Annotated in this window: 8 protein-coding genes; 5 read left to right on the top strand and 3 right to left on the bottom strand. The window is 55.3% G+C overall.

Features of this window, described 5'->3' with window-relative positions:
* Positions 1 to 57 precede the first annotated feature (57 nt).
* Both HNQ39_RS29390 and HNQ39_RS29385 read right to left on the bottom strand, forming a co-directional pair.
* On the bottom strand, positions 58 to 627 hold the full coding sequence (locus tag HNQ39_RS29390) for a hypothetical protein (RefSeq protein WP_184204184.1): 570 nt from the start codon (positions 625 to 627) through the stop codon (positions 58 to 60).
* Entirely contained in the window at positions 620 to 1,579 is a 960-nt protein-coding gene (locus HNQ39_RS29385; RefSeq protein ID WP_184204183.1) for an AAA family ATPase, read from the bottom strand. The genes HNQ39_RS29390 and HNQ39_RS29385 overlap by 8 nt, the downstream gene beginning before the upstream one ends.
* A gap of 150 nt (positions 1,580 to 1,729) precedes the next feature.
* Between HNQ39_RS29385 and HNQ39_RS29380 the strand changes: the two genes are divergently transcribed.
* The 4 genes from HNQ39_RS29380 to HNQ39_RS29365 all read left to right on the top strand — a co-directional run bounded on the left by HNQ39_RS29380 (position 1,730) and on the right by HNQ39_RS29365 (position 15,542).
* Positions 1,730 to 2,158 (top strand): hypothetical protein, encoded by a 429-nt coding sequence (locus tag HNQ39_RS29380; RefSeq protein ID WP_184204182.1) that lies wholly within the window; start codon positions 1,730 to 1,732, stop codon positions 2,156 to 2,158.
* Positions 2,159 to 2,752: a hypothetical protein gene (locus tag HNQ39_RS29375; protein ID WP_184204181.1), complete on the top strand. Its 594-nt coding sequence runs from the start codon at positions 2,159 to 2,161 to the stop codon at positions 2,750 to 2,752. It abuts the gene before it with no gap.
* Between the two features lie 309 nt (positions 2,753 to 3,061).
* Positions 3,062 to 14,731 (top strand): choice-of-anchor A family protein, encoded by an 11,670-nt coding sequence (locus tag HNQ39_RS29370; protein WP_184204180.1) that lies wholly within the window; start codon positions 3,062 to 3,064, stop codon positions 14,729 to 14,731.
* Positions 14,721 to 15,542, top strand: coding sequence for a hypothetical protein (locus HNQ39_RS29365; RefSeq protein WP_184204179.1), 822 nt, complete (start codon positions 14,721 to 14,723; stop codon positions 15,540 to 15,542). Before HNQ39_RS29370 ends, HNQ39_RS29365 begins: the two co-directional genes overlap by 11 nt.
* 298 nt (positions 15,543 to 15,840) lie before the next feature.
* Here HNQ39_RS29365 and HNQ39_RS29360 read toward each other — a convergent pair whose 3' ends face one another.
* A complete protein-coding gene (locus tag HNQ39_RS29360) occupies positions 15,841 to 17,271 on the bottom strand; it encodes an ISL3 family transposase (protein WP_184204178.1) in 1,431 nt (476 codons plus the stop codon).
* 245 nt (positions 17,272 to 17,516) lie between these two features.
* Between HNQ39_RS29360 and HNQ39_RS29355 the strand changes: the two genes are divergently transcribed.
* Entirely contained in the window at positions 17,517 to 18,083 is a 567-nt protein-coding gene (locus tag HNQ39_RS29355; protein WP_184204177.1) for a hypothetical protein, read from the top strand.
* Positions 18,084 to 18,634 lie beyond the last annotated feature (551 nt).

Raw genomic sequence — 18,634 nt, 5'->3', positions numbered from 1 at the left:
GGGAGAGAGCTTGACGGTCCCGCGCCAACGGGGCCGTCTTTGTTTTTTCACTAGATACTATCTGCGCTCTTCTCTGTTTAGCTCCGCTAACCCACGCTCCAGTAGGGCGATCACAAGGCTCTGTTTGCTTGTGCCGCTTTTCCGGTAAAGGTAGGTCAGCTCATTGAGGTGGTCGTCAATCTCTTCTGTGATGCGGACACTCAAGGTTTTGGGTGGAATCTTTACGCTCTCTCCCAGCTCTTGTGCCCGCTCCCTAACAGTGAGTGTTGCCGTGAAGTCGTGAACCTCCGTAGCGACTCTCTTGGTCTTACCAGAAGATCGCTTCCTTGTCACTGGTTTTTGGCCTTCAGGCGCATTGTATACATCCATACTTCCTGACAAACTTACTTGTGGGGTTGTCTGGTTGTCAGGTTGTGGGGTTGTATACAATCCAGAATCTTGTCCTTTTCCCTCTACGAGGAGGGCTTCAGGCTCCTGAATGGGCTCTACTATTGTGGGTTGCGCCTCGGCTGCTGTTGGTCTAGCCCTCCCGGTGCGCTCGCGGTTGCGCTCCAGAATTCCGTCCATGAGGCTCCCCGTGCCGCCACCACTGAGGGGATCATTTGTTAGCAAGGGCTTTTTAGCCATGACGTACCTCCTCGGCTAGGGCAAGATAGGCTGCGCCCGCTCTGTCCGACTGTCGTGCACTGGGAGGAAGTGTCTCTAAGTAGAGCAGGATGGGGGAGTCTTGCATCTGGGCTTCTGTGACCTTCACGGAGCGCGGAATGATGGTGGTGAGCAGATCCTTGCCAAATGCCTTCTCCAGGCTCTCAGAGACCGCAGAAGCGGCGTTTGTGGTGTCCCAGGCATTACGGAGCGCCTTAGGAGCGGCGAGGGCCGTATTGAACTTACGAACCTCGCCGATAGAGTCGAAGAGATTACGCACCCCGGCCAGGGAGAACTTCCCAGGAGAGACGGGAATGATTACCTCAGTTGCAGCCATGAGTGCATTGATGGTTGGCAAGCCGAGTGAGGGGGGACAGTCTAAGACAATGAAGTCGAAGCCCGCTCCTAGTGGCTCGATGGCCTGTCGTAGGCGTGTCTCTCGCATGACGGCGGAGGCAAGCTTCACGTCTGCTGCGGCCAGCTCCAGGTTCGCCCCAATGAGGGAGAGATTAGGGAGCGTATCGATGGGCTTGAGGATGGCCCAGGAAGCCCGTGCTGGCTCGTCAAGGATATTGTAGGTGGTCATATCCAGTGCATCAGCATTGACGCCAAATGCCTGGGTCATATTCCCTTGGGGATCGCAGTCAATGGCAAGTACCCGGCTCTGCTGGGCAAGTGCCGCCGCAAGGTTCACCGCCGTGCTGGTTTTACCGACGCCACCCTTCTGGTTGGAAATGGCGAGGACCCGGCAAGGCCGGGTCGGGACAGGGACACGATTGGGACTGGGGAAGACCCGCTCCAGATCGGTCAAACGCACCTTGAGAAGAGTGCCATCCTTCACGCCATCCAGCTCACCCGCCTCTATCCGTCGCCGGATGGTAGGCTCTGAGACATTGGCGTACTTTGCCGCTTCAGCAACAGTCAGTAGTTTCACGAGAACCCTTAATCACCACAGGCTCTAAGTCTTGGTGATAGTTTTGTTCTTGTGAGTCTAACAGGAGTGACAGTCTGTGTCAAGAGGAAAATTTGCATAACCCCGAGTAATCTTTACGTCACAAAAGACGTTACTATGATACACTGCCTCATGGCAACGACCACCACGAGAGCAAAGGCTACCGGCAGACAAGCACGCGAGCGCGTTCGGGTGACGGTCTACCTCGATGAGCCGCTCGCCAACTGGGGCAAGCAACAAGAAGGCGGGCTCTCCGAACTGCTGCGTCGCCTATTGGTAGATGCCCGGCAGGAGCAGAGCCAGACACCAAGCCACTATCCCCCCGAGCTCATGGCTCCCTACAAGCGCCTCATCGACAAGAAACTCGCCCAGGGCTTGACGCACGAAGAAGAGCGGGAGCTGGCTCAAGTGCGAGAGCGCATGGGGGCTTTCGACCGCGCCTTACCCTCCTGGGAGCGTAGCGAAGCCATCGTCGCTGCCATCGACCAAGAGTTTGCCGACATCCGAGCCCTTGTCGAGTCCAGCCCTAAGAAGCGACGAGCAAGCCAGGCGGAGTCCTAGGTGGTCTTCAGCCGCCGCGTCATGCGGCGTACCTACTCCGACTACACGCGCTACCGTCCGTTTCTACGGGAGGACTTTCTGTTTCGCTGTGCCTACTGCCTGCGCAATGAGTTCTTTGTCGGAGGCGAGGCGGGCTGCGTGATCGATCATCACCGGCCCCAGCATGGTCCCTTCGGACGCCCCGATCTAATAAGTGTCTACGAGAACCTCTACTGGTGCTGCGTTGAGTGCAACTCCATAAAGGGCGACACCTGGCCCTCCCCTGAGGAGCTTGCTAAAGAGAGACGGTTTCTCGATCCGTGCCAGCCTGAAGACGACCACGACCTGCACTGGGATGTTGCGGAGGATGGTCGGCTCAGCTCCCTGACGAGCGTTGGGGAGTACACGATAGACAAGCTGGTGCTGAACCGTGAAGGGCTAATCTACTACCGCCAGTGCCGTCTCCGCTGGGAGCATGAGTACGCAGAGCTTCGAGCCTTTCTGGCAGAATGGGAGCTGGAAGAATCAGTCTGCGCCGTGGTGGAGGCTCGCTTAGCCGAGCTAGCTTCTTGGATCGACCCGCCCGTGTTTGACCGTCCCCGCCGAAGCGGGTAGATCTAAACTATCCACGATATTCAAAGCCTTCGTTCGGGGGTATCTGAGGCAGTGCATCTTGTCTTAGTCTTAAATCTCGTATTTTTGCGGGTGAAAATTTATCGCCAGTAGGTGGCAAGACTCAAAGAGTATCCTGTACAATCTCCCCCAACAGAGGTTCGCCAGTAGATGTTGCCCGTGGAAAAGCGAGCCGGATACCCACAGAGTAACCGGAGGAGAGAGACAGATCAACGATGCCACGCTGCCCGGTTGCGTGATGTTGCTGTGTGTTGCCGTCCCATTACATTCATCGCAGCACTTCTCTCGTTTTTGCTACTCACCCTCCCCACCTTTGCCCAGACGGCGAGCCTCAGCAACTTAGGGACTGCCAACGACTTCAACCTCTTCGTTTTTGGCAATAATCAAGTCAACGGACATCAGGATATCAATGGACGAGTGGCGGTTGGCGGGAACCTAACAGCGACCGCCCAGCTAGACTTTGCAACCTCGGAACCTGAAGGAAGCTCTGTCAGTTTGGTGGTTGGTGGATTCTTCCAGACAAACAATGGTGAGCTACACGGTAGCCAGCTTGTCGCAGGTAATGTCTCCGCCAGCAGCAACTACCATATCCATGGTGACCTTCGGAGCAACGGCTCCATCAGCCTGACCAACTGTCAAATTGAGGGAAGTGTTGTCTATGGGACAACGCTCAGCCGAAGCAATACTTCCATCTCAGGTAGTGTCTCACAGGGAACGACTTCCCTCCCCTTTGATTTTGGTGCGGTTCAGACGGATCTGACGGCGCGGTCCGTTTCTTGGTTTGGGCTTGCCAGTACGGGGACAAAGAGCACACAGGGCAGTAAGCTCACCCTCACGGGAAACCTTCCTGGACTCAATGTTTTCTCCGTCACCACAGCGGAACTGGATCAGTACAATCAGCTCACGATCTATGCCCAAAATGGGGCGACGGTTCTGGTCAATGTGAGCGGTGCTAGTGGCACCAGCAATATCAAGTTCAATCTCAGTGGGGGAATCTCCGAGAACCGCGTCCTGGTGAACTACCGTCAAGCAACAAACCTATCCTTTTCGGGAGCACGGGTGAAGGGGAGCGTACTCGCTCCCTTGGCCGCTGTTGCGATGAATGGGTACGAGCAAAAAGGGACCCTGGTTTGTGCGAGCCTGAGCGGTAATGGCAAGTTGGATGAGGCGACTTTTACAGGAAGCCTGCCTGATGGAAGCAGTGGTGGCAATCCCACGCTAGCCTCGCTCACGATCACTCCGGCGACGGTAACAGGCGGCACGAGTACGACAGGAACGGTTGCCCTGACCGCAGCGGCTCCTGCGGGGGGCGCGACCGTGACTCTCGCCAGCAACAACGGAGCGGCCTCAACTCCTGCAAGCGTGACCATTCCCGCTGGGGCGACGAGTGCCAACTTCACGATTACCACCAGTAGTGTCACTTCCACGACCACGGTGACGATCTCAGGCACCTATGCAGGCGTTACCAAGACTGCGGGGCTGACGATAAATGCTCCCCCAGCGGTGACGAACCTCAGCCTGAGTCCCATTCAGGTCGCGGGGGGCTCGTCATCGACAGGCACTGTGACGATTGCAGGTTTGGCTCCTGCGGGAGGCGTGACGGTCTCTCTCTCCAGCAACTCGACCTCGGCCACGGTTCCCGCCAGTGTGGTTGTTCCCGCCGGTGCTGCCAGCGCGACCTTCACGGTTAGCACGAGCTCAGTTTCCGCTCAGACAACAGCCACCATAAGCGCCTCCGCCAATGGCGGTGTTGCGACTGCGCAGCTCATCATCACCTCCCCGACGCTTCTTTCGCTCACTCTCTCTCCCACGACGGTCAAGGGGGGCGCATCTAGCACGGGCACGGTAACTCTCTCCAGTCCGGCTCCCACGGGTGGACTCACGGTCGCGCTGACAACAGCAAGCCCGGCGAGTGTCCCTGGTAGTGTGGTCGTTCCTGCGGGTGCCACGAGCGCAACCTTTACCGTAGCCACAGTCGCCGTTGCCACAAACACCACAGCGACGGTCACGGGCTCGGCAGGTGGCGTTTCCAAGTCCGCGACACTAACAGTCACGGCTCCCACCCTACTCTCGCTCACGCTGAGTCCGACATCCGTGAATGCAGGGGAGCCCAGCACAGGCACGGTCACAATCTCGGATCCTGCGCCCAGTGGGGGACTCACCGTTGCCCTGGCCAGCAGCTCGACGTTCGCGACGGTGCCTGCCAGTGTCAGCATCCCAGCGGGGGCAACCTCCGCGACCTTCGCTGTCTCCACAAGCGATGTGCCTGCCACGACAACGGCGACGATTACGGCGAGCCTCAATGGGGTGAACAAGTCGGCGAGCCTGGAGATTATCTATGTGCCGCCGACCTTGCTCTCATTAACGGTAGCTCCCGCGACGGTCAAGGGTGGCCAGTCCAGCACGGGCACGGTGACGATCTCTAAGGCTGCTCCCGCTGGTGGTACGACGATAACGCTAGCAAGCGACAATGCTGCGGCAACGACGCCTTCGAGTGTAACGGTTGCTGCGGGAGCCACGACGGCTACCTTTACCATCTCGACGGTCGCCGTTCCCGCCAACGTAACCGCGACGATCTCAGCGAGCCTGGGAGGCGTAACCAAGACCGCCCCCTTAACCATCACGGCTCCTAAGCTGCTGACACTGACATTGAACCCGACGAGTGTCGATGGCGGCCAGAGCAGCACAGGCACGGTGACGATATCCGACCCTGCGCCCGTTGGCGGTCTGAGTATCGGGCTTACCAGTAGCAATGCCGCTGCTACAACTCCGGCGAGTGTGACGATCCCTGCCGGAGCGACCAGCGCCGACTTTACCGTTGCGACAAGCGTGGTCACTGCGGAGACGATGGCGACCATTACGGGAACGCTGAACGGGGACTCGGCCAGCGCGATTCTGACGATTCGCTACATCCCCCCGACCCCCAAGCTCACCCTGACGGTCTCTCCGAATCAGCTCTTGGGTGGACTGACGGCGCGGGGAACAGTCACCTTGGTAGGCAATGTCGCACCCACAGGTGGAATGGTCATCCAGCTTGCCAGCAGCGACTCTGCCGCAACGGTTCCCGCGACGGTGACAATTCCTGCGGGTGAGACCTCGACCAGCTTTGACATTCCAACCACGGTTGTCCTGGCCCAGCGAGTCGCCACTCTGACAGCTACAGGCAACGGCGGCAGCGCAACCGCAACCCTGACGATCCTTCCTGCGCCTTGTGTCGAGAGCGCCTCACTCGTGCAGAGCATCAGCTTTGCCACCAACCCACTTATCGGTGGTCGTGAGGTTACGGGAACGGTCACGCTGACCGGCCCCGCCGTTGCGGGTGGTCAGGCGATTCTCCTTGCCTCCAACGATCCGACACTTGTCCCGGTCCCTGCCGCGATTTTTATCGAGGGCGGCCAGACCACGGGGACGTTTACGATAAACACTGCCCCCGTGAACCTCATGTCCTGGGTGACAGTGAGCGCGGGCTACCATGCCAGTGTCGCCTCGGCAACGCTCACCCTGAACCCTGGCCCTGAGAGTGGCCTGGTGGGTGGCGGTGGTATGGGGAGCGATGGCCCCTCGCTTACCCCTGCGGCTCTTGCAGCAGGCTATCGGCTCGTACCTTTCCTCTCTGGGTTCCCCCCTGCACAGCTTGGCTACGGCTTCCTTAGCTTCACCTCATCGCCCGATAGCTCGATCATTGGCCTGGTAGGCAATATCGGTCAAGAGAGTATCAAGCTACCCAACCGTAACTACCTTGCTTATACGGATAAGCTTCCCTACACAACCTCCGGTATTCTAGGAGTACGCTCCGGTGATGGGCTCTACCAGAGCGACTTTGACAGTGGTTTCTGGCGGATTGGTACGGATGGGAACCGCCTGAGCCGACTTGTGGCAGGTGGCACGATTCGTGGTGGGGCTCAGGATGTAAACCCCAATACGGGAGGGATCCTGGTCTCTGGTCAGTTTGCCTCGGGAGTTCTCTACCCTGCGGTCGAGGTGGATGTTCTGACAGGCGAGTGGCATATTGTTGCTCCAGGTCAGGGCAGCGGTGCAGGCGCAGCCTTCTCAGAAGATGGCAGCCTGCTCTTCCGTAAGCAATTTAGCGGGATTGAGATCCTGGAGTATGGCACCAGCGCACTCTTGAGTTTCATCGCACAGGGTGGTCACGGAATAGCGGTTGGCACAGGTTCACTCACGAACATGGTCTACACGATGGATCATGACCTTATCCAGGTGAACACGGCGACTGGTGAGAAGACGACGATTGTTCAGGGCAATGGCGCACTGGGATCGCAGCTTCCCTCCTACGATGGCGAAGGCAATCTCTTCCTCGCCTACAACGACCGGGCGATGCGTCTCTATCCGCCCCTCGGTGCGTACTTTGGGACACGACTCCCCGAGCAGATCATCACCCGCGACGATAAGAACGCGAGCTATGCCCCCCTCTCGCTCAGTGGGACAAACTACTCCGGCGACCTAGCGAATGCCGCTGCCTTCGATCTCTCTGGTGTGGTTGGGGGAGTTCAGGCAGCGCAGGTTCTCCGGGCAGGCGCGATTACCCATGGCTTTGAAGGGACTCTAGATGCCCAGCTTGGCGTGCGCTCGCTGCTGGGAGGCACGATTACCAGCTACGCCACCCCGATTCCTTCTGTTGAGAAGCTCGCTAGCCCTTACAACTACAGCCAGTCTTGGGCGCTCCCCGAGGTCTTCTACCCCGAGCTCCGCTTGGCGCTGGGTGGCCTCTACACGCTGGGGCTGACCGATAAGGCGAGTGGTATCTGTGGCACCTGGCTCTTTGGGGACACGCCCAATGCAAGCTGGCCCGGTGGTCGCAACCAGCTCACCCTGAAACTCTCTCCGCGTGGTCTTCCTATCACCATGCCAGGCCGCGTCGTAGGGCTAACACTTCCCCGCCCAAGCCGCCCCGTGCGTGGCCCATGGGAGATCTGGCAGGGACAGACCCTTATCGCCTCCGCACTGGCCCCCAATGGCTGGGATGTTGAAGACGACCACACGATCTATGCGGGTGTTGCCGTTACCGTCCCAGGAGCTGCCAATACAGCCACCTATGAGGTTCGCTTCGTCGGTGCCGCCGCGCCACGTGGCGGCGCGGGTAGCTTCCGCGTCTTGGCAAGCAGCGCCCTAGCTCCAACCCTGAAGCCGCTTGCTCTGTCTTCGTCCTCGGTGGTGGGTGGCGCAACCGTGACTGCACTGGTGGAGCTGGACGCTCCAGCTCCTGCGGGCGGTGCGACCGTCGCGCTCTCCAGCCGTGGCGGAGGCATCAGCCATCCTGATAGAGTGGACATTCCGGCAGGAGCGACCTCGGCGACCTTCGTTATCTCGACCCAGCCTGGTGCCGCGACAGCACGCATCCAGGCTAGCTACAACGGCTACCGTGTGGCGCGGCTTAGGATCGATGGGGGAGCGCCTCTCCCGCCTGGTCTTGGCTTGCTCTCTGTTATTGTCGCGCCCGGAATGGTCATTGGCGGGCAAGACACGAGCCTCACTGCCACTCTCTCCGGCCCCGCACCCGATGGTGGCGTCCTGGTCAACTTGGCATCGAGTGGCCCTGAGGCAATCCTCCCCGCACAGCTCTATGTCCCTGAGGGAGCGACAGTTGCCAGCACAGCCGTGCAGACCACGCAGGTCGCAGCCGCAACGACCCTGACCCTAACCGGTGAGCTCAACGGCACCTCGAAGACAGCGCAGCTTACTCTGGTGGGCCAGATAACCGCGCCTACTGTGGTGATCACCTCCCCCGAAGATGGGATGACCTTCCGCGTTCCCAACCGCTCGCTCAATATCGATATTCGTGCTGCGGCAACCGTCGGAGCGGGTGCAACCCTCCAGAAGATCGAGCTCTTCGCAAACGGAAACAAGATCGCCTCGCTGTACGGGCAGAACCCCGTCATCCATACCCAGAACTTCACCCCTGGTGTCTACGAGCTGCAAGCCCGCGCCGTGGACAGCTTTGGACAGGCAAGCCTCTCGGAGAAGGTGACGATCTACCTCAACGACTCCTTCTTCCAGACACCGCGCCCACAGATTCGGCCTCGTGGCGGTAACTACACTGGCCCGCAGACCATCACCATCACGGTTCCCAATGCTGGCTTTGACCCCTGGAACCCGGCGATCTACTACACGCTCGATGGCAGCGATCCCGCCGTCAATGGCCTTCGCTACACCGGCCCGTTTGTGATTCTGAGCGACACGACTGTCAAGGCCGTGGCACGCTTTGCCGACTGGGCCATGAGTCCTCAGGCCAGCGAGAGCTACGTTATCTCAGGCGGCGGTGGCGGCCCTGGTGCGGACAACCTGACCGCCGTCATTACCGCTCCCGTAGACGGTGGGCTTATCACCCAGCCCAGCCAGGTCACGGGAACCATCACAAGCACCAACGGGGCAGGCTGGCGGCTCTGGTACCGGCTGGCGGGCGAGACGAGCTGGAAGCCGCTGGCCTCCGGGATGGCAGCGGCGGGCGCACAGACGATCTCGACTCTCTTCGATCCCACGCTAGTGCTCAATGGCACTTACCAGCTCTTCTTAGAGGCACGGACGGCGGGGGGCACGTCGGCCAGCGACCTGACGAGCTTTATCGTTGAGGGGAACATGAAGATTGGTAACTTCAAGCTCTCCTTCACCGATCTGGTCGTGCCAATCGCGGGAATCCCGATCACGGTAACGCGCAGCTACGATACGCTGGATAAGCGTACGGGCGATTTTGGCGTCGGCTGGACGCTCCAGATGAGCAATATCCGCCTGCAAAAATCCGTCCCCATCCATGACTTCTGGGAGGAACGCGCCGATGCGATTAGTGTGCTGGGCCAGCCTGCGTTTAACTTCTTCTTCCGTCAGAGCAAGAAGCACTACATCACCATCACGTTCCCGAGCGGCGAGGTGTATCGGTTCGCGGCAGTCTACTCGCCCCAGTTCCAGGGTTTGAGTCCCATTAACGCGGCTCGACTTGACTGGGTTCCGGTTGGCCGAACGCGCGGCACGCTTCGTCCGACGGCGGAGATTGGCCAGAGTACGACGGCGACCAATGTGCTCGTGGCTCCGCTAGGCGGCGGTGTCTACAACAACCCGGACTGGACGGCGATGGAGCTGATCGGCTACGGGGATGGCAATGGCACGAGTGGTGAGTACGAGCCCACCGAGTTCGAGCTGACGACGCTGGATGGCACGGTCTGGATCATTGACGAGAAGAAGGGCCTCGTTAAAGTCACCGAACCCAACGGTAACCAGGTGAGCTTTGGCCCCAATGGAATTACCAGTAGCAACGGAGTCAATGTCTCTCTCCTGCGAGATGGCACTGGCCGGATTACAGCCATTACCGATCCCATGGGAAAGGTGATGCGCTATCAGATTGATGGTAGGGGAGATTTAACAGCGTTCAAAGACCGTATGGGAAATAGGACTTCGTTCACTTACGACGTTTTCCATAATCTTCTGACCGTCAACAATCCCACGGGCAGTGAGCGCATCTCAAATCAATATAACCAAAATAATCGCTGGTCTACTCTGTCTGATGGAAATGGTGAAGCCCTCCGATTTGAGTATGGGATTGATGATCCAAATGTAGCTGACAACATAGAAACGATAACGAATGTACTCGGGCATAAAACTGTTGTCAGTCGGAACAATCGTGGTAACGTAACCAGTCGGATACGCTACCTTGGTACGCGACCCATTACGGTCTCCATTGACTATACTGACCCTGCGCATCCCGATATGCCCACGGAGATTGTGGATGCCATGGGGTTTGCGATTCGCAATGAGTATGGGCCACTTGGGGAACTTCTGCGAGTTAGTGATGGTGCAGGACAGACGATCAGTACCAGAACCTATGATGCCAATGGGCGGCTTTTAACGGAAACTAGAGGCGATGGGGTGCGCGTGATGGCGCAGACCTATGATGCCAAAGGCAATGTGGCAACGGGTACAGATGCGCTGAATAACACCTGGACATTTACTCGAAATGCCAATGGCACACTCTCACAGATGATCGACCCGCTTGGGTATGTCTCTCGCATTAACTACGATAGCTTTGGCCGAGTTCATCAGACCATCAGTCCGTCCGGTTTTGTTCAGATACTGGAGCGCAACCTGAATGGGGCTATTACTGCTAAAGAGCTGACACGCTCCATCTGGGTGTCCGGGAATGGGGGAAATGCTCCTCGTGGCCCATCGCTTTCTCCCCAGCTTCCCTGGTTTTTAGGGCAACCCGTTCTGGTGCCGATCCAGAGCCGGTCTGAGTATAGTCGAGATGCCAATAACCGCGTCGAAGATGTCACGTTCCCAGACGGCAGTACAAGCTCTGTTCTCTACGATCCCGATGGACGAGTGCAAAAAGTCAAAGATGTTATCGGAAGATTCGTCGAGTACGTCTGGGATAAGAATGGGCTTCCCAAAACGATAAAGCTCCCTAATGGAATGGAGATTGGGGCAACTCATGATCCGCTAGGACGGCGCGAGACCGCGACAGACCGTTTGGGGAGACGAACGAACTATACCTGGGATGCTCTGGGGAGGCTGACGGATGTCGCGCTCTTTACCACTGATGGAGTGAAGCGCGAGCATTATGAGTACAACGATAATGGCGATCTGGTTCTTTCTCGGGATGCTCTGAACCGAGAAACGACTATTTCCTATACCTACTACACTAATGGTAAACCGCAGATTGTGGTGGTGCGCGATCCACAAGGACGAACGCAGACGACTCGCTACAGCTACTGGGGAGATGTAGAATCCATTACGGACGGCGCAGGGCGCAAAGTGTCCTATGAGTACGATGCCAAAGGGAGAACCTCAGCGGTAATCGCCAATGATAGCTCGCGGACTCGTTACGAATACGATGCCAATGACAATGTCACCGCTGTCGTGTTGCCCTCCGGTCGCCGCTTTACCTATACCTACTCCGGCGAGCGACAGCTCACCTCAACAACCGATCCTGGAAACCTCAAGACGACTTTCCACTCGGATGAGCTGGGAAATGTGCTCTCCTACACAGATGCGCTCAACCGGACGACAATGTTCCAATACGATGCTTCCGGCTATCTGTCGGGGCGGCGCTTGCCGATGGGCCAGGGAGAGACGATTGTCAATCGCCCGGATGGGAAGCCGCTCGCACATACCGACTTCCGAGGACGCACCACCACCTTTACCTATGGAGATACGTCGCAGTCTTTCCTGACGCGCATCACTCCTGATCCGTTCTTGAACGAGCCTTCTATCGTGACGGACTACGATATTGAGGGCAAGCCGCTCACGGTGCAACGAGGAAACATCACCAACAGCTTCGGCTACGATGCTTTCGGTCGGGTACGACGCACCACGGGCCCTACCGGCTCGCTCTTCTATGAGTATGACCTGGTGGATCGTCTGACCCGCAGTGTCACCCCCAATGGGCAGACTACCTACTCCTACGATAACTCCGATCTGCTCACGGGCACAGTGGATACCAGCGGTGCGCTTGGCTATAACTACGATAGTGGAGGGCGGCTTACCTCGATGAGCCGCTCCAACGGGATGGCGACGGTCTATGGCTACAACGACCGGGGCAATGTTACCCAGGTTGCGCACAGCGTCTTTGGCCTAGCTCCCATTCTTTATGAGTACGATGCCGATAGTCGTCGCACCCGCGTCCAGGAATCCACTGGCACGACGGTCTATGGCTACGACGACTCCGGGCGGCTTACCAGTGAGAACCACTCGGCCCGTGGGATGATTGAGTATGTCTATGACAACGCCCACAATCGCCGCCGCAAGATCACGCCGCAAGGGACGTTCGTTTACAATTACAATGATAACGATGAGTTACTTCAGATCACGGCCCCCAGCGGCTTCCAGACCACCTATGACTACGATCTGAATGGTTCCTGCATCCGCGCCGGGCTGATCCCGCTGGCCTACGATTCCCTGGGAGCACTCGTGCAGGCCGGGCAGACCACCTTTGGCTATGATGCGCTGGGGACTCGCTACACCCAGACCACGCAGAGTGGAACCACTTCCTATCTGGCCGACATCACGGGAATGTCTCAGGTGGTAGAAGAGTACACCGGGCTTGGTGGCAACTTCCTGAAGGCACGCTACGGCCCGGGAACGATGACCCGAAACGGGGCGACAAGCTGGTTTGTCACGAATGGTAGCGGCTCTACAGGAGCATTGACAGATAACTCGGGGAGCATTACCGACAGCTTCGTCTACGATGCCTTTGGTAGCCCCACCCGGCTTACCGGCAACACTCCCACCAGCCTGCTCTACGGCGGTCAGGAGTTTGACGAGAGCACCGGCCTCTACTTCCTGCGTGCCCGCTACTACGACGCGCAAGCCGGACGTTTCCTGGCCCGTGACCCGGTGATGGGCTACCCCAACAACCCGCTGACACTCAATGGCTACAACTACGCTGGTGCCGATCCGGTCAACAACAGCGACTTCTCCGGCCTGGACTACACCCTCACCGAAGGCATGACCGTTCTTGGCATGGTCAATAGCGTGAGAGGAATGCTGGGAGGATTACCTTCCTTCATGGGCGATGTCTCCAGCGGTGCCTACGATCATCCCAAGACGCAGGAGCAAGCCCTTGCCAATGCCGAACACCTGATGTCGGCCACTCTGGGCACTCTTGCCGATACCATCCAGGGAGTCACGCCTCTTCTTTCTGGTGCGCTTCGTCTGATCAATGTTGCCACGATGACCTACATTGAAGAGCGCGATGCCCTTGACACGCTCTTTGATCCGTATGCCGATGCCGAGGCCAAGATGTTCGCCAGCCTTGCGATTGCCAGTCGCACTGCCTCTTTTGCAGTCGAGTCTGTGCTTGAGTTTGCTGCCAACGGTGTTGACGGTGCGATGGACATGGCGATTAAGAGCTGGGACACAGCGATGGGCGACGGCACCGCTGAGTACCTCTTGAACTCTCCTATTGACATGGGCCGCCAGGTGAAGAAGTACACGTATGGTAGCGGTGATATGAAAGCGGTTCACGTGAGCCGAGGCGTGGGCGATCCCTACGAGCGCGAGGGACTCTGCGAGAAGAATGACTGCTTCGTGGCCGGAACCAAAGTCCTCATGGGCAACGGGCAGGGCAAGCCCATCGAGCAGATCCAGGTCGGTGAGCAGGTCTACTCCTTCAACCCCAGCACCGGCAAGCTCGAAGCGCAGAAAGTTACCGAGACCTTTGTCTCCATCGTGAGCGAGCTGCGAGAAGTCCACATCGGTGACTCCGTTTACCTCGTCACGCCAGACCATCCTTTCCTCACTAATAAAGGATGGGTGACAGCAGAAGCACTCGGAATTGGGACACAAATCATAACTAGAGCAGGGCCTAGTGCCACTACCACGCGTGTCCGTGATAACAAGGTCATCTCAGCACAAGACCCGCTCAATCGAACAGTTCTCTTTGGATACGACATAGACGCTAGCGGCTTCCGTGTCTATAATATAGAAGTACAAAATCTACATAACTATGTAGTCAATAGAAAAAGTGAGAAAGGGCTTAAGGAACAAAGCAGAGGGCAAGACGATTACTGGAATGTTGTTCATAATCCTGGGCGCAAAGCAGCATATGGGGCTGGTTGGACCGGAGCTGGAATGAGCGCAACTCGACGCGATGGATTACCGACAACTGCTGGAATATATCATATTAAAAATGCAAGTACAGGAGAAGAATATATTGGTAAAGCTGTGAATGTTAAGACACGTCTAACTGCCAAAAAGCATACAAATGCCAGAGACCTTATGGATAAGGGAAGTGATCAAGATGTATCAGTAAATGTGTATCCAGTAACTTTTGCGGGACAGGCGGCATCAGACCCACATCATTCAATTCTGGTGGCGGAGCAGACTATCATGGATCAGTTCAAAGTTATACCTAAAAATCATCCATGGAAAAATGATATAGTTTCGCTTTCGCCCTCTAAATTGAATAAATATAGACATTTAATGCCCCATATTGGCCCTCTAGGTGCATATTAATACAATGAGGAATTTACATACAATAAAATATTGTGATAACAAAGAGGCTTTTTATGTACCATTAAAATATGGAGAGGAATTAATTGAATTAGGGGATAGATTTCCGGATTATATCAATAAAGAAAGCATAGAAAATGTAGAAATCCATTTAACATCTTCGGGATATTGTGAAATACCTAAAGATGTATGCGAAATGAAGAAATTATCAACGATTTATATACCAACATTGAAATGCCTAAATAATTTCACGGCTCCGGCCTCTCTGAAGTTTATTCAGGCTTATGGAGAAGATAATATTCTTACGGAATCAACATATTTACCATCAATTGAAAAAATAATACTACCTTATTTCCAAGATAGTAATCTGTCTATGAGGCATTTCCCTAATATTAAAGCACTTCGAATTGGTATAGATAAATCTAATTCTTTGATGAACAGACTCAGTGAATTTGATTTTTTGGAAGAATTAGAAGTATATCCCGTTAAAGAAGGAAATTTTTTTGAATTTATAAAAGATACAAACATTAGCAGCTTGTATATTATTGGAGGAAAGAGAAAAAAACTTATTAATTTTTCAAGTGTGATATTTGAAAAATTAACAACTCTCCGTATGGGCGAATTTATTTTTAATGATCTTGATTTTTTGCAATATTTTCACAATCTAAATAATGTTTGTATTGAAAAATGTGAAATACTTGGTGGCATATCTCGAATTAATAGTATTGAAATTCTTTTTAAGAATACAAAAATTGGAAACGTTCTATATGAAAATGAAATTGGATTGGGTAATATCTATTTGACTAAAGACTAATATTGTAGCTCTGCTGTGAGCAGGAAGTAGCATTTAATATCAGACAGTTTGGAACATTCCTCCAAAGTCACGTAGGATTAAAACATATTTTTGGCTCTTAAGCTAGCCATGAATACAACCGTTAAAACAGTACTCCTGCCAACGTCTTGATGGGGAGCGAGCTGCGCAGCCCGCTCCCTTACTCTCCTTGCCTCGTCTGTGCAGAAACGCCCCCGCTCACGAAACGGAGAATATCGGGTTCTTCCGCAAATTTGGGGAAAGGTAGCATGGAGTTTCTCTCTTCATCAAAGTCCTCATTTTAGATCGGCATTTGGAGGGGTAGCACCCGCCGCTTGAGTAGATCGAAGCTGGCCCGACCGTAGCCTTGGCGTTTGACGAACTTCAAACGGTTGACATTGCCCTCGGTAGGGCCGTTGCTCCACTCCAGAGAAAACGCGGATTCTACTGCTGCAAGATCGGAGCGAATCCCACGGGAAAAACTGGCGAAGCTGGGACAACCACTAGTACTCGCTCTTTCCAGCCAGTCATTGAGTTCATCGGCAGCACGGCGGCGCATCATGTCCTGAAAGGAGACAACCAGTTCTCGACACTGGGGCAATACAGGCAGAGCTTCACAGAGTTTTGTCGCGACTTCCTTTTGCTTCTTAGTACCCCGCTCAGGGAGCACGAGCTGCCAAGCAAGTGAGCGTGGTGTGGGAATCATTCGTTCAGCTCTCTTGACTTGGACAGTCATGCCCGGGGAACGCAAAGGGAAAACGAAGTCCCTAACGGCTGTGGCTCCTCCGGTAAAACCTTGCTGCTTGACTTCACGCCAGAGCTGAAGCGCATTTTGACAGCCCGACTCCCAGCGGTTGAGAATGTAGTCTTTGTAGGGAGTGAGCGCCCCATTGACTGGAGGGTATCGCTGCCGTTCGGGATAGACCTCCGAATTAAGGTAGGTTTGGATCGTCTTGCTGTCGACTCCTATCATCCGAGCGATTTCCTTCTTGAAGTAGCCCTGCTGGTGTAGCTCATGAGCTTTCTGCCACCGTTCAAACCGCTGTTGTCGCGTTTCTTCTTTTCGCCTCTGGGCACGGCGGGAGGGCTCGACCGAACCGGCATCTTCCAACGACGGTGAGCTAGGCAGCAAGATGGAGCGAATTGCATTAGCCTCCTTGCCGATTTGTTGCTCCAGTGCCTCCATTAAGTTTTTGAGGAGATGGAAGCGGTCAGCGACGTGGACCGCTTCTGGAGCTGCTTCTCGAACTGCGTCAGCAAAGATTTGGGACCGGTCCCGACTGACAACCCTGACACCTGGATGCTCATGGAGCCATTTCTCGACGGTTGCCTTTTCTCGGTCAGGTAGCAGATCAATGGGCTTTCGAGTCGTCAAGTCGATAAGGATAGTGCCATAGGTCTGACCTTTTCGAAAGGCAAAATCGTCTATCCCAATCTCCGCTGGGCAAGAGGCTGAATCGTCACGTGAGGGAGTTTTTTTGAATTGGTAGAGTATAGAATCATCGCTGATAATCAGTCCCAATAGTGTGGCGATCTGAAGGGCGGCACTTGCTCCAACTCTCCACAAGAGCTGTAATAGCACGGATTCGAGCCGAGCTGTTTTTCGCTGGTAGCGACGAACGAGCTTTGGAAGTTGCTGTGTGAAGACGCGACGCTGGCACAGTGGGTTGTCACAAAAGAATTTTGCGAGGGTGTGGACTGTCCCCAGAAAAGTGTGCGGTGGATTAAGCAACAGCGTCTCCACCCGAGCCTTAGGGGAGTCATCTAATCAATCATTGAAACGATATTCCACCTAGTGTCTTTAAAGGGAAATTTCTAGGCAGCCCCCCTCTGCCGTCCCTACCCTTGGAGAAGCCCGAGCGTGGCCGAGCTGGTGAAGCATAAGAAAACTTATCGGACGGGGAGGGAATGGTGGGAGAAGGGGCCGGAGAGAGTCAGAAAAGCAACACGGCTTAACCCTGGCTGATATACTGCGACATGCGGATCTCGCTAAAAATGGGGATCGGGTTTGTTCTCTTTCCCGTCCTTTGTGTTTTTCTACTATCAGCACTAGGTTTTCGGAGTCAGACGACCTGGACAGGCGCAGCCATCTCCCTCGTGCCCATTCTCTTTGGGGCACTGGCTTGGACACACCAGTCGCGCCTCCGCCGCGACTTTCTCACTCTAACACGCCAGCGCAACGCGCTTCTTGCCAGCTTAGCACTCCTCCTCTCCATTCCCCTAACCCGCTGGCCCCTGTGGTTGATTATTTACAGTACGAGCAACCAACTCGATTTGCTCGCCTCCGACACGCTGAGACAACGACGGAAAGAGTTTGACGAAACCATGAAAGGGATGGAGGGTAGCATCTGTGGAAATCTGATTAATTATCTTGATTACTATGCAGGTAGCCCCAATCGTTGGCTAGGCTTTATCTATGTGTGTAAAGTTAATGCTGTTAAATCCCATGACGAAGAAATCATGGTGTACTATATGCTCCCATCAAAAATCAGAATTGTTCGGACTATCCAACCGGATCGGCGCTATTGGACGATAGAGGAGTAACGAGTTTTATCCTGGCGAAAAACCCTCCCAAAATTCGGGGCCAGCTCCCTCTACAAAAATCGGCTTGCAGGGGGTGGCGAGAAACTAGAGTTTTCTGCCAGTCTCCTCACGCCTCGATGTCTTGCTGGCGGCCTAGCCAGCGCCCCAAGAAGAGGAGGAGTGTGGCAAAGGTCACGCATGTGGCAGCAGCGAGGAAGTTCGTAAAAGATAGGTCAAGTCTCCACCGAGGCACCCAGGCGTTAGGCTCGTTGTAGAGGAAAAGCACTCCAAAAATAACCGAAGAAACAGAAGCTCCCCACAAAAGCCATGTAGCGAAACCACGGAAGCGCAAGAAGGTCAAGATACCTCCTGTAAGGCAAGATACACCGTGAAGGAGTAAAGTACGTGGAGACCAGCGGATAATGTCAGTAGTAAAAAGCAACATGAATCCCACCCACGCGCAAACAGCGCCCCACAGGGGGCGACTTTAGTTTTTCGGGCAAAACATACGCTAAGGCAGCTCTAACCAGGCATCCACTTGTACTCCCCGGTCAGAAGAATATGATCCCATA

It is taken from the genome of Armatimonas rosea (genome assembly GCF_014202505.1).
GTDB classification, from domain to species: domain Bacteria; phylum Armatimonadota; class Armatimonadia; order Armatimonadales; family Armatimonadaceae; genus Armatimonas; species Armatimonas rosea.
The sequence above is the reverse complement of the archived record's forward strand: the minus strand, read 5'-3'. Positions and strand labels throughout refer to the sequence as shown.

Bases quoted from the DNA above. Each gene is read 5' to 3' on its own strand.
- HNQ39_RS29355 (WP_184204177.1), top strand. From the start codon at position 17,517: ATGCGGATCTCGCTAAAAATGGGGATCGGGTTTGTTCTCTTTCCCGTC.
- HNQ39_RS29380 (WP_184204182.1), top strand. From the start codon at position 1,730: ATGGCAACGACCACCACGAGAGCAAAGGCTACCGGCAGACAAGCACGC.
- HNQ39_RS29390 (WP_184204184.1), bottom strand. From the start codon at position 627: ATGGCTAAAAAGCCCTTGCTAACAAATGATCCCCTCAGTGGTGGCGGC.